Here is a 24367-nt window from a genome sequence, read left to right as displayed (position 1 = left end):
AGGATTTGCCAAAAATTAATCAATTTATTCGCCAGTCCAAAGCAGTGTGGAATTATTCCGAATCCTTTTTAAATGTTTTTATGGAAAAATACGGCGTTAAACCTTCTTTTTTAGAAAGAGAAGAAATAGTTCTTTTTGAAAAAGATCAAAGCTTAGTTGGTCTGTATGCATTTAAAATTAACGAACAATCCGCGGCAGAACTGGATTTGTTTTTTATAAATTCAAATCACATTCGCCAGGGATTAGGAAAGCAAATCTGGCAGCATGCAATTAATTTTGCCTCAACAAAAGGATGGCTAAAGTTTGAACTAGTTTCCGACCCAAATGCCGAAGGATTTTACCTAAAAATGGGAGCGAAAAGTTTAAGAAAGTTTGAATCATTTCCTGGCAGGTTTGTGCCAGTGCTGAGTGTCAGTTTAGTTTGAACCTATAATCGTTTGGACTCAGTTCCCCAGCAATGTTGACACCTCAACAATAGAATCGGGCATTTAAAAAAGTAAGCTTTCTTATTTTGATCTTACTTGCATTTGTCTAAAAAATGTTTACAGTTAATAAGTAATCGATCAATTTACGGAGTAACCATGAAAAAGCATTTGGTTGTGGTGTTATCTTCTTTTATTATTTCTAGTGTTAGCTATGCGTTTGCAGCTGCAGGACAAATAACGGGTACGCCTAGCCAACAAATTCAACAATTAAATACTCAGATCCAAGATCAATTTAACCAGGTACAAACACAGATTGATAAGCTTAATACGCAAACTCAAAGTCAAATAAAACAATTACAAACTCAATTGCAGGATCAAATTCAAAAATTAAATACTCAGACACAAACGCAAATCAAGCAGATACAAAGTAATTTACAAGACCAAGTTAAGCAATTGCAAAACTCTTTTCAACAACAGCTTAAACAAGTACAGCAACAGCAAGCTCCGCAACCAGCAGCAGTAGGGCAACCTGGAGCGCCAGCAACGCCTGGTAAAAGCTAGTAATGGGAAAAACCCTGCTAGTAAACCCACTAAGCAGGGTTAACGGCAAATACTTAGGTTAATTTTAATCTAAAAAATAGCATCAAATTAATTATTTTTAGCTACTAAAGAAATTCAATTAGGTAAAAAACTACGAGAAAGATAGGTAACCCGATTTCTAAGTGAAATTATCGCACTTTTAAAGTCTCCCATCCCCTACTGATGATTGTCAGGCTATAATACTAACACGCAACAAAAAAATTAATCGTCATTTTTTATTAATTTTAATGGAATAAGAATATGGATAAAATACTGGGTTGGAGTGAGTTATTTGACTACGGACTTTATCTTAGAGGCATTATTATTACGCTCTATGCGATAATTCTTTTTAGAGCCAATTCGGCCAGACTTTTTGGTAACCACTCTCCGTTGGATTTTATAATTTACATTATCCTTGGTGCGCTTTTAGGAGAAGCCGTTGTCAATAATATCCCACTCATTCCCTCAATGATCGTGTGTGCATTCATCGTAGCTATTCATCGATTGTTTGCTTATTTATCCTATAAAAATCAGTGGATGGGTAGCTACATTAAAGGTGAGAAAGTGTGCCTTGTAAAAAATGGAAAATACATTGAAAAAAATATTCGCTCTTGTCGACTCACTCCGAATGATATTTTACAAGCATTGAGAGTACAGCATGGCTTGAAAAAAATTACTTCGATAAAAGAAGCAACACTCGAACGGAGTGGTCAAATATCATTCATATTATGATGTCGACCTGAGATAAGGCGTTTTTTGCGATCAGATGAAGTGGCTCACCAATAGCTGATACCGAGCTAAGATTATTGCAACTTCTTACCAGCCCGATAAATCGATGTGGCGCTAGGCTGAGCTGTAGGCATTATTGTTAACTCAGCAATATCGACATGCTCAGGGCGGCTTGCGCAATAATAAGCCGCATCAGCAATATCTTCAGCAAAAAGCGGATTAAAGTCTTGGTAAAATGCCTTTGCTTTGTCTTTATCGTTCCAGCGAACCTCACTAAATTCAGTTTCTACAGCTCCCGGGGCAATTTCTGTCACTCGAATGGGGCTTCCTAAAAGATCCATGCGCATTGATTTGCTGATCGCTCTCACCGCGTGTTTAGTCGCACAATACACATTGCCATTTGGGTAGCATTCTTGGCCTGCAATTGAGCCTATATTAATAATATGTCCTTCATGGCGAGTGAGCATACCCGGTAAAATACTCCGCGTGACATAAAGTAATCCTTTAATATTGGTATCAATCATCACTTCCCAATTAGCAATTGAACCTTCTTGAATGGAGTCACTGGCGAGCGCAAGGCCAGCATTATTGATTAATATGCTGATTGCTTGCCATTCTGAGGGTAAAGTACTTAAAGTGGATTCAACTTTTGTCTTATCTTGAACATCCAAAATGAGAGTTAGGCATTGTGTGTTGTGCATAGCTTCTAAATCTTTCGCAAGATGCTCTATGCGTTCTTGTCTGCGTGCACAAAGAATTAGCTTTGCTCCATTTTTAGCAAAAAGTCGGGCGCAGGCATGTCCAATACCACTTGAGGCACCGGTGATTAACACAATTTTATTTTGTAAATTCATCATTTGAGCTCCTAATTAGGGAGACAAAATGCGCTGATGCCATTGTGCATTTTGCCAATAATATTCGGCGACATCGGATAATTCGTCGAGGCGAAAACTATAGAAAATAAATCGAGTCGGTTTGATGCGAAATCCGCAATAGAAAGGACTTAAAGGTAATTTTTTATTAAGATATTCTCTTTCAAGAGCGGTTTTTTTATCTTCAATAATTTGTTTAGAATTAATGGGTTGCATTGAACTTAAAGCATAAGCAGTAAATCGTAATTGGGCGGAGTGCGGATTAGTATTCCAGTAGTGTTCTACCTCTGATTGCGATAAAGGTTCCGCGATAGCTTCTAAAATTACTTCGCGTTGTCTAAGTTCAAACCAAAAAGTAAGCGAAACTTTGGGATTATTGCTTAAATCCTCGACTTTTCTTGTCCCTTTTTGGGTGAAAAATACCAATTCGTCTTCTCTAATTTCTCTGATGGCAACCACACGGCTATGCGGCGTTGCATCAGAGGTTGCAGTCGACAAGATTGCATGTTGAGGGTTGGGAGCTCCGACGTCTTTTTCTTCTTCAATCCAATGATTCAAAAGTTTAAACGGCATTTTTTATTGCCTCAATTAAGCTGCTGCTTAACATCCTGATAAATATACAAAGTGTAGTTGAAAATATAAGATTTTTCTAATCTTTTTAGTGATAAAAACGATTCACGCTCTGTAGGATGGATATCAACTGCGTATTATCGAAACGATGATTTGATAACGGTTCGGCTCTTAAATCTTGAATTTCAAAGTCACCAGAGGGGAGTAAATTGGTAATGGTTTGAGGAGTAATAAAACTGATATTGTAATTACCACTAACAATAAGCGGGTAACGATTTTTTGCATCAAAAAGATTATAACCGTAACTATAATCAGAATACTCTGTTTTACAGCCTAGGGCATCTGATATTAGCGTTGGAACCACATCATAATGTGAGGTGACATAATTAAATTGTTGTTTCGACTTGCCCGGCCAATGAACGATGAAAGGAACTTCGATCTGATATTTACTGAAATTACTTGCATGCCCCCAATAACCATTGTGACTGTCATTAAACTCCTCACCATGATCTGCACTGATAATAATGATTGAATTATCCCATAAATTGGATTTTTTAATTCCATCTAAGACTTGAGCGACTTGCTGATCGACGAAATTGACCGCATTTAAATAGCGATTTACTAAAGGTACGCCATTATAGCCATTATTTAGAAAATAACGCTTACAGACTTGAGTTTCTGGTTGAAATGGACCTTTAAAATTCCTTTCTCCACAATATTCATGAGCGGCATCATAAAAAATAAATGAAAAAACAGGCCTATCGGTTTTACGATTATTGAGAAATGACAACAACCGCTTTGTCACTTCTTCATCACGTTGATAGGCCCAACCGCTTGGAGGAGGAGGTAGGGGTAGCGTTCTAAAAATAGTAGAGGCAAAATCGGGTATAGTTAAGCTGGCACTAGCAAATACACCGAATTCATATTTTTTTTCCTGCAGTTGATTAATAAATTCAGGGCTCTTTTTCTGTTCAAATATGGCTGTCCAGTAAGAAGCTGGCATGGAATAAAAAAGCGAAAATACCCCTGGTTGTGTTGCATTCCCACCGCTGAAATGATTATGAAAATTAAGGTTTTCTGAAGCAAAACGAGCAATATTTGGAGTGGTTTTTTCGTTCATTGCATCAAAGCGCCAAGTATCAATGAGAATAATAAAGATGTTAGGAGGATTTGCTTCTTTGTTGCACTGAAGTGGATGTCTTGGATAAGACAACTGATGATTGGCAAATTTAGATTGAGCAAAATAGTGACTATAAACAAAGAAATTCATGTCTTCTTTTGAAATCGAAAAAAGATGTCGCACTATCTCCGTATAATAAGGAAAAACTGTACTTTGTCGGATGAGATATTTGTTGCCAATTACCGTGGAGCAAAATGAAATAAAGATTAAGATAATCGATGCATAAATAAATCGCTCGATCCATTTTGAGAAATTGATGACTTTATTAAACCATAAAATTAAGCCAATTAGCCCTTCGAGGAGAAGAATAGATGCCACAATGAGATAAAACACAATCCATTCGTTCGTAGAAAAATAAAATATTTGATAGCTATATTTACTGAATAACATTTTCAATATCAGAGTATTTAAATGAAATCGGTATAGTTTGAATACATATAAATCAGTAACAATAAATAAAATAAAACAGCTTATGCAAAAAATACTGATACAAATCGTAATCCAGTTTCGCGAAGTTAATTTCGAAATTAAATAAGGAATTAATAAACTTAAGATCGTTAATAAGGAAAAATAGCTAATATAAGTCGCTATTAGGTAGAAACTTACAATGAGATGGGTGGTGAGAGACGCCTCATGAAAGCCATCTCTCGCAAAGTAAAACAGTGTTACACCAAAGGCATCAACAATGTAATTGTAAGAAAGAGCATAAACTACAATTAAATTGATAAAGAAAAAATGTAAGAGCCACTTATTAATTCTAGGCTGGCTCGTATTACCAGTTATACTCATATAAAAAATAAGGCTATAAAACCAAGGAAAAGTGTATATTTAATTATATAGTACAAATTTTTATTATAGCTCTTAAGTTTTTTACCCACTAACCGTATTTGATAGAGATGGGTAAATAACTTATTAATCGTTCCCACTTGCTCGTTAGGTAAGTTTTTACTTGCGGCGGCTTTCATTACAGTTCGACTAAAAAATTGATTAAACCAAGTAGCAAGCTTATTTTTCAAAGGTCGTTGAATGTCGCAAAAAAGGATGATTCTATCTTGAGACGTTTTGTTTTCAGCATGATGAACGAAGGTTTCATCGAACATAACATCCTGACCATCTTGCCAAAAATAAGGTTCACCATCGACATAGATACAACAATCTTTGGAGTTAGGTGTAATTAATCCCAAATGATAACGCAAAGAGCCTGCATAAGGATCACGATGACTAAATAGAAAACTATCTTTAGGGAGGAGGGTAAACATAGCGGCATTAATGTTAGGAATTTGTTGAATTAATTCCAATGTTTTGGGGCAAAGCGTTTGCGCAGAATGCATCGGATCTTGGTACCATTTTAAATAGAACCGCTTCCAGCCACGACGGAAAAAAGAATTAAAGCCAATGTCATCATATTTATCCGAGGCAGAGATGTAACCTTCTTGATATAAAAATTCAGCTTCTTCACGAATGGTTTCCCAATTGTCACGTAATATTTTTAATTCCGGAAAAGTCGCTACATCCAAAAAAGGTGTTTTGGGAACTGCGGAAAAAAGATACATGATCGCATTGACCGGAGCCATAAAGCTGGAGTGATCAGTGAGCTGTTTTAAAAATTTTAAACGTACTTTTCCACGAAAATGAGTATAAGCAATCGAAAAAATATACCAAGCAAAAAACAAGGATTTAAAATTTAATATTGAAAAGAAAGTCATAAAAGGTCCGTTATTGTGACAAGCGACTAAATGCTAGAGAAATTATATTCTCTACTGGCAGATGTCAATAAGAAGATTAGTTACAAAAACTAACAGGCTCTTCGGTCAATTCCAGATCTTTTTTAATGGCACTAAAATACATTGATTTTGCTTTAGCACAGAATTGCGAGGGCTTGAGATCGTATTCAATATTCAACACTGCTTTATTCGCATTGATAAAAGGAGTCATCTGATCGCATTCTTTATAGTAAAAACATTGTTCATTCACTGCAAAATCAAAATAAGGCTCTAGCAATTCAACTTGATCCAAATCGTTTTTTAGCCCGACCGCCAGCCCTGCTTGATGAGTTATATTAGCTAATAAAATATTATATTTTGCTTGATCTGCTGCAGTGAGAGGGAACCCTGTTTTGTTGCTAAAGCCGTCGACATTATCGAAATCAATGGCATCAAATCCTTTGTCTTTGCACATATTAATTCGTGCCTGCATAATAGGCATAAGCTGGGTGGTTTGGCGAATATCCAACCATTTCTCTCCTGACCAACCATTGGATTTGCCTTTGATTGCATCAGGAAAATCTCTTTCATCCGAACGCCAATTTTCCCAGGCTCCAGCGTTGATATAACAAATTGCTTTCGCATTTTGGGCATGAATTTTAGCAACGGTTTCTGCCGAATTATCAAAACCATCGATATCATAAACAGGCACCGGCACGGTGAACTTAACTGGTTTGGTCAATATAATGTTCCATTTTACTCCCCGATGAATTTGTGCTGCACAATTTGCGCAAAAGACAGGGGGGACTAAGTTAATATCTTGTGCAAAGGAAGAAAAAGTAGCTGTAACTAAGGCTATAGAATAAATAATTTTTTTGATCATAATATTAACCATCTTTTGAGTAATTTTTAACCAGTATCCGTTGAGTATAGTTACACGCAACATCCTAAACAAATAATTAATCGTCCTACTTTTAAAGTAATTCAAAAATTTATAGTTCTATATTTTATTTCATTATTATAGGGACTATGCTTAATAATTATCTTAAAAAATGCAATGATGTATTGGATAATTTGATCACTCAAGGAAAAGGATTAGCCATGACTACTGATATTTTTATCTGTTCTCCTGTTCGCACTGCTATTGGAACTTTTAATGGTACTTTGAAGAATACTCCTGCACCTAGGCTAGGTGCTGTCGTTGTAGGTGAAACCCTTAAACGGGCAGGACTGGCCGCTGATAAAGTACAGGCTGTTGTTATGGGCCATGTTGTACAAGCAGGGGCGGCTATGAATCCAGCTCGTCAAGCTGCGATTTATGGTGGCGTTCCTGTTAATGTTCCAGCGTATACAGTTAATCGGGTTTGTGGCTCTGGTGCACAAGCTATTGTTTCTGCTTATCTTGAGATTGCCAGTGGGAATATTCAATGTGCGATTGCAGGCGGAATGGAAAACATGGATCTATGTCCTTACCTGCTTCCTTCAGCACGTTGGGGTTATCGCATGGGTGATGGTAAAACCAGTGATAGTATGCTCCTCGATGGCTTACACGATGCCTTCTCAGGCAACCATTCAGGCTGGCATACTGAAGATCTTGCTGAAAAATATTCAATTTCTCGGGAAGAACAAGATGAATGGGCTCTGCGTTCACAACAACTCTTTTCTAAAGCACAGGCAGAGGACAAATTTACTGCCGAAATTACGCCGGTGGAAATCACTTCTCGTAAAGGGATAGAGTTGTTTCAGAAGGATGAACACAATCGTCCCGATACAACGGCAGAAACTCTCGCTAAATTAAAACCAGCATTTCGAAAAGAGGGTACAATCACAGCGGGTAATGCTCCAGGTTTGAATAGTGCTGCTGCTGCCATGATTGTTGCCGATGAAGATTTTGTTTCTTCACATCATTTACAACCAATGGCCCGTATCGTCGCTTATGGTATTAGTGCAGTCGAACCAGGCCTGTTTGGCATAGGCCCTGTACCTGCAGTAAAACAAGCTCTCGAACGAGCAAAATGGCAAATTCAGGATGTTCAACGGGTAGAAATAAATGAAGCCTTTGCTGCAATTGCTATCGCAGTGGCGAAGGAACTGAATTTAGATGAACAGATAGTCAATGTGGAAGGCGGAGCAATTGCTCATGGGCATCCAATCGGAGCTACCGGTGCTATCTTAACTACAAGGCTCATTCACTCCATGAAGCGAGATGGTTTAAAACGAGGGATAGTTACTTTGTGTATCGGTGGCGGACAAGGTATTGCCTTGGCCTTGGAAATACTTTAAAAAACCAGTACGCAGCTGTCTCTTTTCACCAATTATAAAAAGAGACAGCTATTCATAATACCTGCTTAAGAATCAAAGATTAATATCTTCAGATTTATTCTCTCGGACCTTCTACGGTCTTGTCAGCCATAAATTATAATAAGGTCAGCTACACACTATAGATTTCCTTATTCTTGATGATTAATTAAGTTTTTTGGGTTAAAATTACGCCAGTCTAATTAATAAGTGGTCATCCTATGAAGAGAAAAAGAGAAACTGAGAAAAGTAACTACTATTCATCAACGTGGAATCTTCCAAGAAAGCGTAAAAATGAAGAGTCTGAGGTCATAAAATTATCTGGAGAAGAAAAAGCGAGCGATCTAAGTGGAGATAATGGCGTTCTACCTGCACAGGTCCAGGGCTACACTACCACAAGTGCTGATTCTTCTATCCCTCCTGTAAATGTATTCTCTTGGCCTCAACCAACACTGCCAACTGATTCTCAGAGTAATGGGATAATGGTTTATCCTCAGAACTTGTATTATCCCTCATACTATCAAGCACTTGGTATGTACTACGCGAATCGCCTAGCTTTGATTGAGTTAGAAATAAAACGAATAGAAAATGAAATAAGGGAAGAGGCAGAAATAGACCAGATGGCGATTGAATTAAGGAAAGAAGTTGAAATAGACTCTATGGCGGCGGAATTAAGGAAAGAGATAGAAACAGAAGTAACAAGTCCTTCAGAAACTAATGAAACATCTAGAGAGGAAGGCAAAAATCAGCAAACTAACCAAATTGGGGTTGAGATTGCGGATAGAACTATATATAACTTTTTCCAACCTCAAACAGAACTAGGCTCATCTTCCCATTCCTCAGCTTTAACGAGTACCGATAATTTTTATAATTTTTAGCCAATACGCAAATTATCAGCATTGATAAATAGGTCATCCCGAAGAAGCGGGGTCTATTCCAATTGAAACGTAGCACTATATTGAATAGATTCCCGACTTCGCGGCAATAACATAACTCTCGGTACTAACTGATTAGAGGGTTCTTATACTGCTTTAAATAACGCTTCGCGAATTGGTAAGAAGCATAATCAGTAATATGTGCCACATCCCGAAATACTGGAACGCCATTGATATCAGCTTTGCAGTGACCCTCTTTGCTGCATTGTACTTTTCGCGGATCAATAATAACGAGTTGCGTGTATTTTTTTTGCATTTTTAAGAATAAATTGTCAAGCCAAGGATCCGCATTGGTTTGAAGATTAAAATCGCATTGTTCGGGGTTATATTTTTTCCGTTGTTTCACATGTTGGAAGAAACAATCACGCAAATTGTCGGTCGTTGAAGCGGTTGCTTTAATTAATACCGGGGTTGCTCCGGAATCAATAATAATCTGCAAAGCTTTCTCTAATGCAATTTTTATACGCTTTTTAGTCAACATGACAGTACGTTCATCGTTTAGCTGATTGATGACATTAACGCCTAAATAACCGTTCCATGACTGACCTAGGATGACAAAATGATAATGATTGGTTTTGATCATCTCGTAATAGCGTTGTGTTTCGTTGTAGCATTCCTGATAAATCGTATTTCTATACGTAGACCAATCGTAAAGATATATTCCGGGTAGAGCGAGACAGCCAGGTGTTGCTTGGGCGAGAATAGAGATATTTGCTTCCTTAGCTAGAGTATCCATGAAGCGCCAAGAATGATTTGAAAAAGAATCGCCAATCATAAGACTGGCTTTGCTATTAGGATTTTTTGATCCAAAAGTACAGCGACTGTTGATATCGACGCTATTTCTACCCATGCATTTTTCTCTTTGACTAACGTCATATTGTTTTAACTGCTCAAAAACTTTGACTACATCATTATTAAAACGATGAGGAAAGCCAGAGTTGTTTAGAATAAAGTAAGCATCTAAATGAGCGAGACCAATCGGTAAAAGCAATAAGAGGCCTAAAGTATAGACAAAGCGAAGTTGATAAAATTTACGCGCCGGTTTTTCAATATATCGCCAAGAAAGATAGCCTAGGATTAAGCTTGCGCAAAGCGCTGAAGCGATGATTGAATTGGTTTCTTCAATCCCTAAATAGCGAATAAACGCAAAAATGGGCCAATGCCAAATATAAAGCGAATAAGAAATTAAGCCAATGAAAACAAATGGTTTTGTTGACAGTAATTGGTTAATAAGTGGTTTAGGTTGATGTTCTCCGACAGCAATTAGCAAGGCGGTTGCAACACATAAAATAAGGGCATAATAATTGGGAAAACCTAGGCTGATATTGCTACGAGTCGCGATATAAACTAAAGTCAAAAAGGCCAGAGCGCCGATACTATTTAAAACAATACTAGGCAAAGAAAAGCGACGCGGGGTGAGTGCCACACAGGAACCGATTAAAAATTCAAAGACACGACTTAAAAATTGATAGTAAGTTTTTGATGCATTATTGGCTGAAAAATACAGGGCTAAGACGAAAAAAAGTAGAGTGAATAAATAAATAAACTTGCTAATATGCCGTTTAGGGACGAATTGATTAAGTAAATAAATGGCAAGGGGCAAAATTAAATAACATTGCCACTCAATCGATAAAGACCAGGTATGTAAGAGGGGTAATTGATTACTGTCTGCTGCAAAATAACCAGTAGTAACACGAGAAAAATAACTGTTTGAGGTAAAAATAGAGGTTTTTCGAGCACTTTTGGCGAATTGCAACAAATCGTCAGGCAAATAAAAAACCAAGGTGCAAAGAGTAACGACCACAAGCAAGCAAATAAACACGGGCTGCAAACGCCAGAGTCGTCGGCTATAAAATTCAAGAAATGAAAAATGCTGATTCTGAATGGAGCGATGGATAATGCTAGTGATCAAATAACCAGAAATCACGAAAAAAAGATCGACACCGATAAACCCAGAGGGAAAAAGTTTCAGGCCACTGTGAAAAAATAAAACAAATAGGATCGCAATCGCTCTTAAGCCATCCACATCTGGACGATAGTTCATCCTCAAAAATTTCCTTTATTAGAAGTTGTGCATTTATATCATAATTCTTTTTTTGCTAGAAGATTTGTGAGAGAGCGATGGACTGAGATTAGGGGCTGTTGACATTTACTTCCTCCCCACGTCGTCCTTCCAATTGTCAACAAATACTTAGGGTTAATTGAATGACATGTCGCGGGACACGGGGAGGAGCAAGGCTCAACAGCCTCTTGTTAATTTCTTAAAATTAAAGCCAAATCCCAACGCTTTCCATCCACGGTATAGAGCTGTAGCGTATAATAATCTGACAACAGGTTAAGCGGATTTGTTGGCGCTAAGGAAATCACCGCTTCAGCACTCTCCGGTGCAATTAACCCATACATCCCCCCATCAACTTTATTATATTGATAACTATTCTGAATAGCCGTTGCGGGTAATTGACCCAGTTGACTCGCTGACCAGGTCTCAATGATATTTTTAGTTGCGTCTAGTAATTCAATACGCACGATATAACTAGGAACTGCACTTGGTCCTGCATCAACATTGAGTCTAAATCTCACCGACCCCTTGCTGTCTAATTGCCCATCACTTAAGCTGAGATGGAATACATCAGCGCTTACTGGACCTGTACGATAGCGAGACCAGACAGCTCCACGATAATAATCATAGGTTCCAACAGTAAAAAGAATGGTAAAGATAAAAAATGAAATGGCAGTTCGACGCAGGGTAGTCAATTTCCATGGACCGCTATTAAAAAGCAAAAACCAATGTTTGTGGACCAAGTTGGGATAGCGTTTCATCAACCATGCATCAATTGAATAAGCTGAACCACCAGCTAAGATTAAGGTCAGCCCCATCGATAGATTGGAAACAGCCATTGTCCACTCATCCAGACAAGTACTTCCTTGCCAACCAAATAGGAGCATTAATAGAATACTAATCATGACGGTGAGCATCGCTGCCGCCCGGGTAAATAAGCCCAAAATAAGCCCCAGTCCACTTAAAAGCTCTATTAAACTGAAGACAATGATTGCGACATAAAGAAAATAAAAATGATGTAATAAAAAACTAACTACTGGCGTTAGATCAAACAGAGCCCCGGGCATAGCACTTTGAATTTTATTCGCCATCCACTGCGCAGCATAAGGATCGAGCTTGTGAGGATCGTAAATAAACCGCCGCGATCCGCCACCCCAAAAAATCCAACCTTGAACAAAGCGAATTGAAAGAATAATCCAGCCAATAATTCGCCAATCCAAAAGTTCAAACTTCCTTGTGTTGTACATAATTCCTCTATTTTTATAGTGAATAGGAACACAGCAATTAATTTTTTTGACAAAATTTGAAACCGCTGGCAAACTGCACAAAAAATATTCATTACTGGTTTATTATGCCAAAAGTACAAACTCTCAAACAATCAATTGGGCCTGGTTATCTTAACACAACAGGAAGACTTAAGCGTGTAGAAGGTAATTCCGAGGAACTTAAACGAGTCGCCCTGCTTGGGGACTCCACTATTGATAATGGTTGTTGGGTAGAAACTGATAAAGTTTATGCCAAAAAGACGCAAACCGTAACCCATCAAACTGCTCTTGCCCTCGCTAATAGTGAGTTTGAAAATTCTTATGAAATTGCGAATTTTGCTGTTGATGGTGCTACTACACGGGATGTATCTAGATCTTCTCTTTTACAAAAAGTGATAAGAGACGAAGATCATTGTGCGCAAACTGTTCATCAATTAAAAGCACTTAGAGGTTGGAAGCCTGAAATTGCTGTTTTAAGTGTCGCGGGTAACAATTATCGAGAGGCTTTGGCGCAAACATTGATAGAAGAACTAGGACTTGCTCGGTTATTATTGAGAATTACGCCAGCGGAAGCTAAATCGGTGATAAGAGAGGCATTTGCCGGTGTAAAAAAGGATGTATTGAATGAATATAAAGAAATTATCGATCAATTAATTGCAGACAATCCCCAACTTAGCCGCCTTGTCCTATTGTCACAATATTTTCCTGCGATTACAGAGTTTACAAGCTATTTTATCTATACCGGCTTTTCACATCTAGCTCGTGCGGAAGGGCAGGGGCAGGATGCTTTTACTGTTGTAGAAGAGATAATGAATGAGCTTTATCGAGAAATTTTACAGCATGCAGCCACTAAAAACGTAGAAATTGTATTTGTAGATGTGACTTCTTCTCTAAATCCTTTAGGAGGAAACCACAGCCATCAAATCGAACCCAATGAGCGTGGTTCTAATATCATGGGTCGACTTATTGCTAGTGCGGTGGAGTATCAATTTACGCAGAATGATGAGGATGTAGAGCAAAAGCCGGTGGTTATGTTGCGAATGGATGCAGATGAAAAACAAATCAGAGCAACCACTTTCAAACAAGAAGATATCGCTCATTTTAGTGTTAAAAAAATAAAGCAATTTATTAGCGAAAATCGATATCGCCACCTAGGCTTGTTATTTTCGCCCTCAGCTAAGTTAGCAGATCGTTATGAAAATGCTTATCATGTCATTATGGGTAAACAATTCGACCAAGAATACACAGGATGGTTTGCTTTTGGACTATTAGATCTTAGTCTAATTACTGTTGCTGCCTCCTATCTATGGCGTGCTGCGGTTAACGAAGAGCTTCATACAGCTATGAGAGTGGCAGCTGGCGCTATAGCTGCACCGATTTTACTGACTAAATTAGTGATTGGTTTAGCTGCAATGGCAGTTCTTGCTCTACCTATCTATGCTTATCATCAACTAGCGAGACAAATTATTGAACCTAAACAATCTGTTCCTGACGAGGAAACCGATTTACTAGAACTAGAAGAAATGACCTATTGATTTTTGTGCATGTTTTCTTAATATATCTATAATTATTCTAAGCGAACATGCCGAAACTATTTAAGGGATTAAAATGAGTCAAAAACTTGCTATTCTTATAGGAATATTAGTCATTCTTGCTCTGTTATACCTGGTATTACCTACTGTACTGCCTGGCTAACATCTATTGCCATTAATAAATATTTTGCACAACTAATTGAATCTCATGAGATAAATTTAGGAGTTTTTGTCGACACAAATTGACTAAAAACTATTAGCCTATACTTAAAATGAATTCATTTTAGAAGAGGCAATATGAGAGCCATATGGAAGGGTGATATTTCTTTTGGATTAGTAACTATTCCTGTACAAATTATACCGGTTGAAGAGAAAAATGAATTGCATTTTCATTTATTAGATTCTCGAGATAATGCGCGAGTTCGTTATAAACGAGTGAATAGTGAAACCGATAAAGAAGTGCCTTGGGAAAAAATTGTCAAAGGCTATGAATATGATAAAGGAAATTATATTGTAATTGACGAAAAAGCTTTCGAAAATGCCAGTCCCGAGTTATATAAATCGATTGATATTGAAGAGTTTGTCGATCTCGATGAGGTCGATAATTTGTATTTTGATAAACCTTACTATGTAGTCCCTGATTCAAAGAATCAAAAAGCCTATGTGCTTTTGCGGGAAGCATTGAAAAAAACAGGTAAAGTAGGCGTTGCTAAAGTTATTATCCGCATCAAGGAATATTTAAGTTTTGTAATGGCTCATGATAATTCATTAGTGCTTTATCTTATCCATTTTGATGAAGAAATTCGCAAAGAAGATGATTTAAAACTACCTAATGGATCGCTAAAAAACTATAAAGTTTCTGATCGAGAAATGAAAATGGCAGTCGGTCTTATTGAGGATTTAAGCGGAAAATGGGAACCTGAAAAATATCACGATGAATACAGTGAAGCAATGACAAAATGGCTCGATAAAAAAACAGCAGAAATTGAAAAGCAAGCAGGTAAGAAAAAAGCGACGTCCCGACGCGCTCCTGATGATGTGGTCGATTTTATTAGTTTATTGAAAAAAAGCATGGGCAAAAAAGGGAAAAAACGTGCAGCAAACTCCGGAAAATCTGCTACTCGTTAATGCCCATTTAATACAACCTTATCTTTCTAAGGATTCACAGATTTAAATCGAAAATCTTCTGTACCCTGAGGATTAGTGCTTGCAGTGGAGCTGCTTGCCTGAGAACTTGTTGTAAATATCCCTAATCTACCTGGTAATGACCTAACTTCAAGGTTCTGTTGTCTCTCAGGTGACTTTCTTTTTTTAGCCATTTTTTCTTTTTCAAAGTCCTTTGATGATTTTCGTTTACCTAAGGCTTGTTCCTCAAATTGCTCTTGCTCAGCATAGGGCTGTAGCAAGCTTAACATCTTCGAATTAGCTGGTAATTGAGGCATTACTGCACTAACTAAATCAGCTGCAGTAGCGACTGCGCGTTCTAGCATTTCTTGGACGAGTTGAGGGGAATTTGACTTAAGAACGGCAGCACGAAATACATCTGCATTAATTTCTGCACCCTTTTGTAGTAAATATTGCGCACAAGTCGTACCTTTTCTTGATGTAACAGCTTTGTATAGAAGCGTATGGTTTGATGAATCAGTTCTAGTTATAATTCCTCGGTCCAAATCAAGTAAACGTCTGAGTAGATCTACACGATCTTGTGCAACAACTTCTTTTGTTAATTGAGTGCTTCGAAGTTCATCACCTCTTGCCTCAAGAGCTGATAAAAGAATTCTAATCATTGGCGCATGACTTCTTTGTAGAGAGCTGGAATGAAAATAGCCGAAACTCCAGGTTTCAAAAGATCCGTCAGGAACTGCTATTTGGTTAGCTAAACGCCTCTCCCTAGATTGTTGATGCCGAGCTATTTTTTTAAATTGAGCTTCTTCTTTTATTAACCTAGCAAGCGGTAACTCAGGATCTGCCTGATTATCTAATAAAAATTTTACTAAATTATGATGTTGATGTTCAGCTGCCAGATATAAAAGGGTAGATTGTTCTCTACACAACGGCGCATTTATGTCGATAAGTTTTTTCTCTACTACATATTTTATAACATCAATATCGCCCTTTATTGCAGCTTGACGCATTGCATTTCTTATTACTATAAATGCTGTTCCCCCTTGCGATTTCTCGAATTCCGCTTTGAAAAGTTTTTGATATTCTTCATTAAAGGCTGGCTTAAACAATTCTTTCCAAATTAACTCATTCGCTAAGGGTCGAAGCTGAGTATTCACTTGTACTACATGATTGCTGAGATCGTCTAAGCCAATAAATGGCAAAATATGAAGCAGCCATATTTCTTCGGGTAGTGGGGGACTAGCATTGTCCTGAGTAAAACTGTTCGATCCACTGGTTGAAGCAGTATCGATTGTATGTTCTCTGTTTTCTCTCATGTTGCTATTAGCTCATTTAAAGCTGTATTTTATCTTGTTGAACAATTTGAGAACAGAGAATATTTGTAGTTTCACAATTCCAAAATGGAATTAACGCAAGCAAATTTAATGGTTTTAAAAGGGATTTTAATGCCATATTTGTTTCTTTGTTAGCTCCGATGAGCAAATCTATTGGCGAGCGGGCGCCTCAATGTCGTTAAAGGAATAGAGGGGCGTGCCTGCCTAAAATGTCATTACCATTTTAGCCAAGCACGAAAAAATAATGCGAGTCAAGACTGTTTTTTTATTATTTATTTGTTATGATGTTTGACCCGGTACGACTCCCTCGTTATCACCACACTTTGTGGATATTTTTTTTAACCAATCCGCTATTTTTTAATTATTACCACGTTTTATATTAGAACTTACCATGCTGGATAAGGGTTTAAGCTCGTGTCTGTTATTTTCAGTTGTTTTTTCTTATCCACAATTTCTGTGGGTAACTCTGTGAATAGCCTGTCAAACCCCTTTAATAGTGAGTGAGTTAGAGCCTTGCTTAGTGTTTTGACATTTCGCAAAATCAAGGTAAACATCGTGGTTTTCTACAAAATCATGATGTACTTTATGCGCTTCCCAATAGTTCTCAGGAAGCAAATAAGCGTCAACAATTGAAAGATACCAATAGGAGTGTACGAGGCTTATTTGCCCACATTTGATTGCATTTGCAATTTTGCAAAAATAACAGCGCTTTATAGAGTGACACATTGAATTTGCCAGAGTAGAATTTTTACAATAGCAATGTCTCGTGTACTACTTCATTGTCAAACTCTTTTATAAAATCAATAAAAATCTGTATTTTTTTTGGCAGGTTTTTCCTATTGGTAAATAATAAATAAACATAAGATTTAGGTTGTTCAATCGCAGGAAGTAAATGTATTAATCTACCTTGCTCGATTTCCTTTTTAACGAAAATATATGGAACCCTACCAATTCCTGCGCCCAATAATATCAAATGGATTTGCGCACGCAAACTATCCACTTCAGTGATACTGTTTGGAGCAAATTTGATGATTTTACCCTTTTTGTAAAATGGCCAATGAATTTTACTCAAGCCAATATCTCTGTTTATTGAAGTAATACATTTATGATTTTCAAGATCTTCTAATTTATTTGGGGTTATATGATTTTTAAGATAAGAAGGCGCTGCACATAAAACCATTTGCAGCGTCATGAGCGTGCGCATACGAAAATTTGAATCAGGTAAGGACTGCGCGACGCGTATAGCTAAATCAAAATTTTTCTCAATCAGATCCTCTGTTGAACTAGTTAAAGAAAGAATGATTTTGATATTTGGGTATTTTTGATTAAATTGATAAATTAATTTTGGTAGAAACTCACTGCCAAATGATATAGGGGCAGTGATTCTAAGTGTTCCTCGCAAAGCATAGAAGTCTTGTTTCAGTTGATCAACAGCTTCATTATAGCTTTCCTCAATATCGCTACAATTTAAAAAAAATTCTTTACCTGATTCTGTAAGCGCTATTGACCGTGTAGTCCGATAAAGCAACTGGATACCAAGCGAAGTCTCGAGTTGACTTACATGTCTGCTCAATTGTGCTTTAGAAATCCCTATAATTTTTGCAGCATTTGAAAAACCGCCTGCTTTCACGACGGCTACAAAAGATAATGCATTATGAATCACCGGTGCCCCGCTATCAGATTGTTGCATAAATGAAACAGTATCATATCAAAAATTGATATTGTTTTCTAATTGCAACAAGTTAATAATTCCATATTGCAAAATATTTGGGCATAAAATGCATAAGAAAATTAAAAGCTATATTTATTCACCTACCTATTCAATCACGGCTACCGTTGAGAGTGAACTACTTACCTCTATTGACGCTTTATCTAAAAAAGCATTTATTGATAATAATGAAGAAGCACTTTTGAGCGCACATCGAATATTATATATTATTAATAGTGCTCATTTAGCCAATCCTTGGCAAGATACTCCACACCATTTAATGCATCCTACAATTACTCGCATTAAATATATCTTAGAGACCAGTCTAGAACAGGCTGAACGTAGAAAATATAATAATATTATTAATGATATTCCTTGTGTAAATGATTTCTCTCGTTGGATTAAGCAATTTGTTGGCAGCCATCACTCCAATGAATTACATCCTATTTTTACCTTTCTTCGAGATAAAGCAACCTTTGAACAAATGAGGGAGTTTTTTTTCCAAGAGTCTCCTTTAGAAATGATGTTTGGTGATATTCTTGCTTTTATGCTGCCTGGTGTTTATGGCGATATAAAAGTTGAATTCTTAAAAAATTATTGGGATGAAGTAGGTCATGCTAAAGATGAACGAGTTCATCGGAATTTACGCGCTAATTTGATGGATCATCTTGGAATAAAAAGAGATTGTTATATTAGCCAAGTGGACTTCCTTATTCGTGAAGAGTTAGAACTTACTAATCTTTATTTAAGATTGGCTACTAATCGTGCGAAACATACTCAGTTGGTTGGAGTGATGTTAGCCACAGAACTGATGATCCCTAACCGATTTCAATATTCAATTGATGGATGGAAACGTTTGGGAATAAAGGGCGAGGTACTGACTTATTTAATAGAGCATACTTCTATTGATGAGGTACACGCTGAAGATTGGCTAGAGCATGTGGTCATTCCAATTTTACAAGAAGTACCTGTAAGTATTAATAATATTATGTTGGGCATTCTAAATCGACTTGATATTGCTGTGTCTGTATTAGATAGGCTATATGACAAATTGCAACACACACATGTTTCATCTGTTGGGGTATTTAAAGGAAGTTTGAATGGTCTATGAAGCTTCCCAGAATAAATCACAAATAATTAAAAAACAATTATTGGATGATCAGAAAGAGGTAATAGCCTCATTTGAAATGCCATCGACTTATAGAAGTGGTCTACTTTATTTAAAAACATATGCAGCTATTTTTATGGCCATCTATCTAGGGCTGCACTTAATCAATCCTTTCGCTATAATTTTAGTGATGCTTTTTATCGCAGGGCGTCAGCATTCCTTGTATATTTTAAATCATGATGGTAGTCATTACAGCCTCTTTAAAAATCCTAAGTTCAATAAGCAGGTTGCAACAATCCTTTCTAACTTACCTATGTTCCATCACCCTGAAGCTTGGTCATTTATTCAATGGCGAAGAGTTCATTTAATGCATCATAGTTATTTATTTACAGAAAAAGACCCGAATTACCTAGGGAGACATCTGGCTGGTGATACAGAAATAGCACCTACTGCTTTTCAATTAGCTTGGTCTTGTTTATTGGCAGTACCAGAAACATTAAAATACTTTTTTCAAGGCAAACAAGATTATGTTTATCCTGCCACTATAAAATTTCATAAAAACTATTTGAACCATTTATTAGCACTCATTGCTCCATTTAAAAAGGATATAGAAATGGAAAAAGAACGGCGATTAAAGTTAGTATTCTTTTTTATTAGTTTATTGGGCGTTAGTTATTTTCATTGGTGGCAACCTTTCTTATTGTTTTGGATAGCGCCCATGTATTTATTTTATCCTATCATTTTAAGATTCCATGATTTAACAGAACATCATTGGGATAAACAATCAATTAATCTGGATATTAATACCCAATCTGTACAAAGAAACTATCTATTCCAATTATTTTTGAGCTCTTTGCCCAGAGGGTTTCATCGAGAGCATCATTTGTTTCCTCGAGTTGGTATTAAGAACTTACCTAAACTTAAGGCTTTGTTTGGACAGTATGAATGTGAGTGTTCAATTGCGGATTAATAAATAATGATCTTCTAAGGAGAATAACGATGTCTTTTGTTGAATTATCGCAGAATGGGCGCTCGCCGTTTTGAACGGCTTATGGGGCATATCCCTGATAATCTACTCAGATAATTTTGAATGTTTGGCAATAGAGCATCTTATATAAGGCTATGTCCACTCTGTGCATCCCATAGGTTTTTATAAAAACCATTCAGTGTAATTAGCTCACTGTGGCTACCTTGCTCTATGATTTTACCTTGATCCATAACTACAATCTTGTCCATTGACAGAAGAGTTGAAAGCCTATGAGCAATGACTATTACTGTTCTATTCTTCATCGCAGTGTTCAGAGACTGCTTAATGAGTTCTTCTGTAATGGAGTCTAGCGAACTGGTGGCCTCATCTAAGATTAATATGGGGGCATTTTTCAAAATGGCTCTAGCAATCGCTATTCTCTGCCTTTGCCCGCCAGATAATTTAACCCCTTTTTCCCCAACTAAGGTTTTGTATTCTTGTGGCAGTTGGCTTATAAACTCATGAGCATGGGCATGTTTGGCAGCTTTAATGATTTGCTCATGATCGGCATCTGTGCAACCATATTGAATATTTTCAAAGATAGAACGATGAAATAGAGAGGGGTCTTGAGGTATGAAAGCAATATGTTCTCGCAGGCTTTGTCTATGAATATATTTGATGCTTTGACCATCAATTAAAATATCCCCCTTATCGATATCATATAACTTGGTAATAAGCTGTACAATAGTACTTTTGCCTGCACCGCTAAAGCCAACTAAACCTATTTTATTGCCGCCTGCTATTGTTAGACTAAAATCGGTAATGGTTTTTTTACCTTTAACATACTCAAAATTTACATCCTTGAATTCAATTTTCCCCTCTCGAATTCTTAGTTTACTATCTACAGAGCTTAAAGGTTGTAAGTGAGGAGTGAAAATGGTGTCAAGAGCGTTCTGGCAAACACCTGCTTGTTCGCCAACGACTAATAAGCTTTCAGTTAAATACCAAATTTGATCAATAACCATTATTGATAAGATAAATACAAAAGCAAAATCACCAGCTGTAATTTGGCCTTTTGCGCCAAGATAGACCAATAATAATATAGATGTACTTTGTAAAACCCAGGCAAAAAAACCAAGCATTGACGCATTGAGCATATTTTTAACCTGCATTTTAGTTTCTTTTTCTAAAGCGAAATTTGTGTTGTGGGCTAAATATTTTGCTTCATGATTTTCCCTTGCAAATAGCAGCACATTTAAAATATTGCTAAAACAATCAACGATTGCTCCAGAGTATTTAGTTTTTGCCTCTGCATACTCTTTTGCATAGGGTCTAATGCTGGATGCACAATAATACGATAAATAGATAAAAACAGCTGATATAACAAGAAAAATAGCGCTAAAGTACCAACTAACCGCCCCAACTATAAAAATTGATAATAAGATGGTTAAGGCTTGTCTTGCGATATTGAACCACGAATTGACAACATTTTGGATATTATTGGTTAAGTCTGAAATTTTAGCGCTGATATCACCACTCATTCTATCTTGAAAAAATGCATAGGATTGGTTTCGTAAGTGCTCTGTGGCCACAGTTACAATATCAGCTTTTATTCTTGGTAATGATTTGAGTACTAAATAGTTGTAAAATCTCCATACTAGAGTGATTAGAAAACCAAGAAAAATTAGTAACAAAGCAGGTGGTAGGCACTTTGAAACAAAAGTGGTTGCTTCAGATTTAGTTACACGGTCAAGGATAATCTTAAGTACATAAGGTTGAATAACACTGTGTATTGAAGAATAAATACCTACCATACTCATTGCTATAAACCACCACCGATATGGCGTGGCGACTTTCAGGAAAAAGCTGGAAAATTTCTTGTTGTTTTCATTAGTAAGCAAGGTAATTTCCTCAATTTTAAAAATATCTTAAATTGTTGGATACACCTCTCATTCCACGACATCTATCATCATATAGCAATATATAAATAAGCAAAATTGGTTTGGAAATGCTTTGCCTAATTTTAATGGTTCGGATTTGGGTTTTCAAGCAGGTCTGGATTTAATCTTAATGCAGTCTATTACCAATCATCGGAATAACGCGGGGGCTTCAATTTGCGATAATGGATAGGGTATTTATTCAAACAACTGGCATTGCCACACAAATTCAAGAAAATGCATTGCAGTTAGGCGGGGGTTTAATCCACTCTTTTTCACAAAAACTGAGTGTGTTTATCGTCGGGGACTATACCTTTAACATCCAAGGGGAAGTGCAACGAATATGGACCGGTAATACAGGCGTCCGAGTTCACTTTGGATGAGTATGACAGAGGCTTTGTAAAGCCCCCGGAGCTTCTACAAAGCACTTGTTAGGAGTTGCTCACTATAATTGTGTAAAATGGAAATATGACCTTCTTCTGGTAAAAACACATAATTAGCCTGAGGGACCTGTTGCGCAAAGATTTCTGCATGTTTCACTGGGGCTTGCAGATCTTTCCCTCCTTGCCATATAACAAATGGACAACGAATTGCTTCTAAATCAAATCCCCAAGGTCTAGGAAGTAGTTTGAAATCATCGACTACTCCGGAGGCATTTTGTCGAAACGCTTCTTTTATAGATAAAATCATCGATTCTTTATAGTGGTTGTTTTCAAATATTTTTGCATCTGCTTCTGGTAATTGTTTAAGGATTGAGTTTAATCGCTTAGGATTTTCCAAGGCTTTGCAAGACAGTTTCATCATAAGTTTCATGAGCATAGGAGTGTAGCGAATCATCCAATTCATCTGCTTTTGAGATTTAGATAAACTGGTTATTGCTTCGGGGTAGGTCAATGGGGCTATACCTGAAATAATGACCGCTTTATGAAGTAGTTCGGGGATGCGATAAGCGCAAGCAGCTATATAAGGCGCGCCACCAGAATGACCTACAATTGAAAAATTTTTTAAATTTAAAGTCGTAGCAAATTCTTTTATGTCATTTGGCCAGTCTAATAGGGTTCGATTTTTTTGTGGGGAAGAGAGTCCCATTCCCGGTCTATCCAAGCCTATTAATCTCAGTTGTAACCTAAGAGCAGCCGCATGTAATTTCCCTGCTTCAAGACGACTACCAGGTAAGCCATGAAAAAATAATAGGGGAAAACCCTTATTAAAACCATATTCGGCAAACCCAAGCTGTCTTCCGTCTTTAAGCGAGATGTACGAGTTGAGAGTAGTTAAATTTGTTTTCATAAAAACTCCTGAAATCAAAATATTGTTTATTTATTAGGTCAGATCTAAGTTAAATTATGTTTTGCAAACACTTCCATGGCTGCATTCAAGTACTCGGCTAAACTTGGATGGAAGCGATTATAGAAATCACGAAAATCCGGATGATCCAAATACATTTGACCAAGTCCTAAATAGGTTTCTTTATTAGGGGTCCAAAAGTTATTAACCCAATCATAATGTTGTTGAATCAGCTTCTGAACTTTATCTGAATCTATTTTTTGACCCTGCTTGAGTGCTTCCGTAAGTGCAAGATTTAGTTTTTCGCCTGCCTCTTTAAATTGTTCCCAATTTGGCTTTTTCCAATGGGCAACACGTTGCCAACTCTCGTCAATTTGCTGTTGAGAAATAATTCCAGAATCAAGCATATGTTTTTCATGTTCTTGCTGTTTAATTGGGTCAAAACCTTCAAACATTTCTTCAATGCGCATTTTATTTTGTCCTTTTAAATGGGAAATGGTTTTGTCAATGGTCAAAATGAGTGTTTCTGTTCGCACAACTTTAGCTTGCAATGAGGATTTATGCTGTTGTAATGACTTTATTTTATCGAAATCATTACAGCGCAAAATCTGCTTAATCTCATTAAGAGAAAACTCAAGTTCTCGAAAAAAAAGGATTTGCTGTAGTAGGAGTAGTTGTTCTTTGATCCTTCCTCGAAAACCCGTACACCAACATTAAGCCACTAACCCAAACTCAGTCGGTGTTTGATATCCGA

22 protein-coding genes are annotated in these 24367 nt (G+C 37.0%); 10 read left to right on the top strand and 12 right to left on the bottom strand.

Going from position 1 to position 24367, the window contains the following annotated elements; all coding sequences use genetic code 11:
• The first annotated feature begins 5 nt into the window (after positions 1–5).
• The 3 genes from Ldro_RS01240 (at position 6) to Ldro_RS01230 (ending at position 1736) form a co-directional block, all read left to right on the top strand.
• Positions 6–425, top strand: coding sequence for a GNAT family N-acetyltransferase (locus Ldro_RS01240; protein WP_162263960.1), 420 nt, complete (start codon positions 6–8; stop codon positions 423–425).
• 156 nt (positions 426–581) lie between these two features.
• Positions 582–986, top strand: coding sequence for a hypothetical protein (locus Ldro_RS01235; RefSeq protein ID WP_238583942.1), 405 nt, complete (start codon positions 582–584; stop codon positions 984–986).
• A gap of 279 nt (positions 987–1265) precedes the next feature.
• On the top strand, positions 1266–1736 hold the full coding sequence (locus tag Ldro_RS01230) for a DUF421 domain-containing protein (protein ID WP_058494607.1): 471 nt from the start codon (positions 1266–1268) through the stop codon (positions 1734–1736).
• Between the two features lie 71 nt (positions 1737–1807).
• Here the strand turns inward: Ldro_RS01230 and Ldro_RS01225 are convergent, their stop codons facing one another.
• From Ldro_RS01225 to Ldro_RS01205, 5 genes are all read right to left on the bottom strand, one after another.
• A complete protein-coding gene (locus Ldro_RS01225) occupies positions 1808–2590 on the bottom strand; it encodes an SDR family NAD(P)-dependent oxidoreductase (RefSeq protein WP_058494606.1) in 783 nt (260 codons plus the stop codon).
• A gap of 12 nt (positions 2591–2602) precedes the next feature.
• The gene (locus Ldro_RS01220) at positions 2603–3178 is read right to left on the bottom strand and encodes a pyridoxine/pyridoxamine 5'-phosphate oxidase (RefSeq protein ID WP_058494605.1); all 576 of its coding nucleotides are present in this window, start codon (positions 3176–3178) and stop codon (positions 2603–2605) included.
• An 85-nt stretch (positions 3179–3263) separates the two neighbouring features.
• A complete protein-coding gene (locus Ldro_RS01215) occupies positions 3264–5144 on the bottom strand; it encodes a sulfatase-like hydrolase/transferase (protein ID WP_058494604.1) in 1881 nt (626 codons plus the stop codon).
• Positions 5141–6061 carry an aspartyl/asparaginyl beta-hydroxylase domain-containing protein gene (locus Ldro_RS01210; RefSeq protein WP_058494603.1) on the bottom strand — a complete coding sequence of 307 codons (921 nt, stop codon included), beginning with the start codon at positions 6059–6061 and terminating at the stop codon, positions 5141–5143. Before Ldro_RS01210 ends, Ldro_RS01215 begins: the two co-directional genes overlap by 4 nt.
• Positions 6062–6137: 76 nt before the next feature.
• Positions 6138–6941, bottom strand: coding sequence for an endo alpha-1,4 polygalactosaminidase (locus Ldro_RS01205; RefSeq protein ID WP_162263959.1), 804 nt, complete (start codon positions 6939–6941; stop codon positions 6138–6140).
• Between the two features lie 146 nt (positions 6942–7087).
• Between Ldro_RS01205 and Ldro_RS01200 the strand changes: the two genes are divergently transcribed.
• Both Ldro_RS01200 and Ldro_RS01195 read left to right on the top strand, forming a co-directional pair.
• The gene (locus tag Ldro_RS01200; protein WP_238583941.1) at positions 7088–8341 is read left to right on the top strand and encodes a thiolase family protein; all 1254 of its coding nucleotides are present in this window, start codon (positions 7088–7090) and stop codon (positions 8339–8341) included.
• Between the two features lie 236 nt (positions 8342–8577).
• A complete protein-coding gene (locus Ldro_RS01195) occupies positions 8578–9234 on the top strand; it encodes a hypothetical protein (RefSeq protein WP_058494601.1) in 657 nt (218 codons plus the stop codon).
• A 124-nt stretch (positions 9235–9358) separates the two neighbouring features.
• Here the strand turns inward: Ldro_RS01195 and Ldro_RS01190 are convergent, their stop codons facing one another.
• Positions 9359–11335 carry an acyltransferase family protein gene (locus Ldro_RS01190; protein WP_058494600.1) on the bottom strand — a complete coding sequence of 659 codons (1977 nt, stop codon included), beginning with the start codon at positions 11333–11335 and terminating at the stop codon, positions 9359–9361.
• 209 nt (positions 11336–11544) lie between these two features.
• On the bottom strand, positions 11545–12597 hold the full coding sequence (locus tag Ldro_RS01185) for a TQO small subunit DoxD (protein WP_058494599.1): 1053 nt from the start codon (positions 12595–12597) through the stop codon (positions 11545–11547).
• Positions 12598–12701: 104 nt separating this feature from the next.
• Here Ldro_RS01185 and Ldro_RS01180 point away from each other — a divergent pair, with 104 nt between their 5' ends.
• Positions 12702–14150, top strand: a complete 1449-nt coding sequence (locus tag Ldro_RS01180; protein WP_058494598.1) for an SGNH/GDSL hydrolase family protein — start codon at positions 12702–12704, stop codon at positions 14148–14150.
• Between the two features lie 294 nt (positions 14151–14444).
• On the top strand, positions 14445–15275 hold the full coding sequence (gene ku / locus Ldro_RS01175; RefSeq protein ID WP_058494597.1) for a non-homologous end joining protein Ku: 831 nt from the start codon (positions 14445–14447) through the stop codon (positions 15273–15275).
• 26 nt (positions 15276–15301) lie between these two features.
• Here the strand turns inward: ku and Ldro_RS01170 are convergent, their stop codons facing one another.
• The gene (locus tag Ldro_RS01170; RefSeq protein ID WP_058494596.1) at positions 15302–16588 is read right to left on the bottom strand and encodes an ankyrin repeat domain-containing F-box protein; all 1287 of its coding nucleotides are present in this window, start codon (positions 16586–16588) and stop codon (positions 15302–15304) included.
• Positions 16589–17354: 766 nt separating this feature from the next.
• Entirely contained in the window at positions 17355–18296 is a 942-nt protein-coding gene (locus Ldro_RS01160; RefSeq protein ID WP_058494594.1) for a LysR family transcriptional regulator, read from the bottom strand.
• Between the two features lie 88 nt (positions 18297–18384).
• Between Ldro_RS01160 and Ldro_RS01155 the strand changes: the two genes are divergently transcribed.
• Together Ldro_RS01155 and Ldro_RS01150 are read left to right on the top strand one after the other, a co-directional pair.
• Positions 18385–19425, top strand: coding sequence for an iron-containing redox enzyme family protein (locus Ldro_RS01155; protein ID WP_058494593.1), 1041 nt, complete (start codon positions 18385–18387; stop codon positions 19423–19425).
• Positions 19415–20392, top strand: a complete 978-nt coding sequence (locus tag Ldro_RS01150; RefSeq protein ID WP_058494592.1) for a fatty acid desaturase family protein — start codon at positions 19415–19417, stop codon at positions 20390–20392. The genes Ldro_RS01155 and Ldro_RS01150 overlap by 11 nt, the downstream gene beginning before the upstream one ends.
• Before the next feature lie 140 nt (positions 20393–20532).
• Here Ldro_RS01150 and Ldro_RS01145 read toward each other — a convergent pair whose 3' ends face one another.
• The gene (locus tag Ldro_RS01145) at positions 20533–22290 is read right to left on the bottom strand and encodes an ABC transporter ATP-binding protein (RefSeq protein ID WP_058494591.1); all 1758 of its coding nucleotides are present in this window, start codon (positions 22288–22290) and stop codon (positions 20533–20535) included.
• Positions 22291–22511: 221 nt separating this feature from the next.
• Between Ldro_RS01145 and Ldro_RS01140 the strand changes: the two genes are divergently transcribed.
• Complete coding sequence (locus Ldro_RS01140; RefSeq protein WP_058494590.1) at positions 22512–22709, top strand: hypothetical protein; 198 nt, start codon at positions 22512–22514, stop codon at positions 22707–22709.
• Between the two features lie 34 nt (positions 22710–22743).
• On the opposite strand, the gene Ldro_RS01135 is transcribed toward Ldro_RS01140, so the two are convergent.
• A complete protein-coding gene (locus Ldro_RS01135; RefSeq protein WP_058494589.1) occupies positions 22744–23616 on the bottom strand; it encodes an alpha/beta fold hydrolase in 873 nt (290 codons plus the stop codon).
• A 44-nt stretch (positions 23617–23660) separates the two neighbouring features.
• Positions 23661–24218, bottom strand: a complete 558-nt coding sequence (locus tag Ldro_RS01130) for a TipAS antibiotic-recognition domain-containing protein (RefSeq protein WP_238583940.1) — start codon at positions 24216–24218, stop codon at positions 23661–23663.
• Positions 24219–24367: the final 149 nt, after the last annotated feature.

Source organism: Legionella drozanskii LLAP-1 (assembly GCF_001467585.1).
Taxonomy (GTDB): domain Bacteria; phylum Pseudomonadota; class Gammaproteobacteria; order Legionellales; family Legionellaceae; genus Tatlockia; species Tatlockia drozanskii.
Note: the sequence above shows the minus strand (reverse complement) of the source record. Positions and strands in the feature narration are given on the sequence as shown.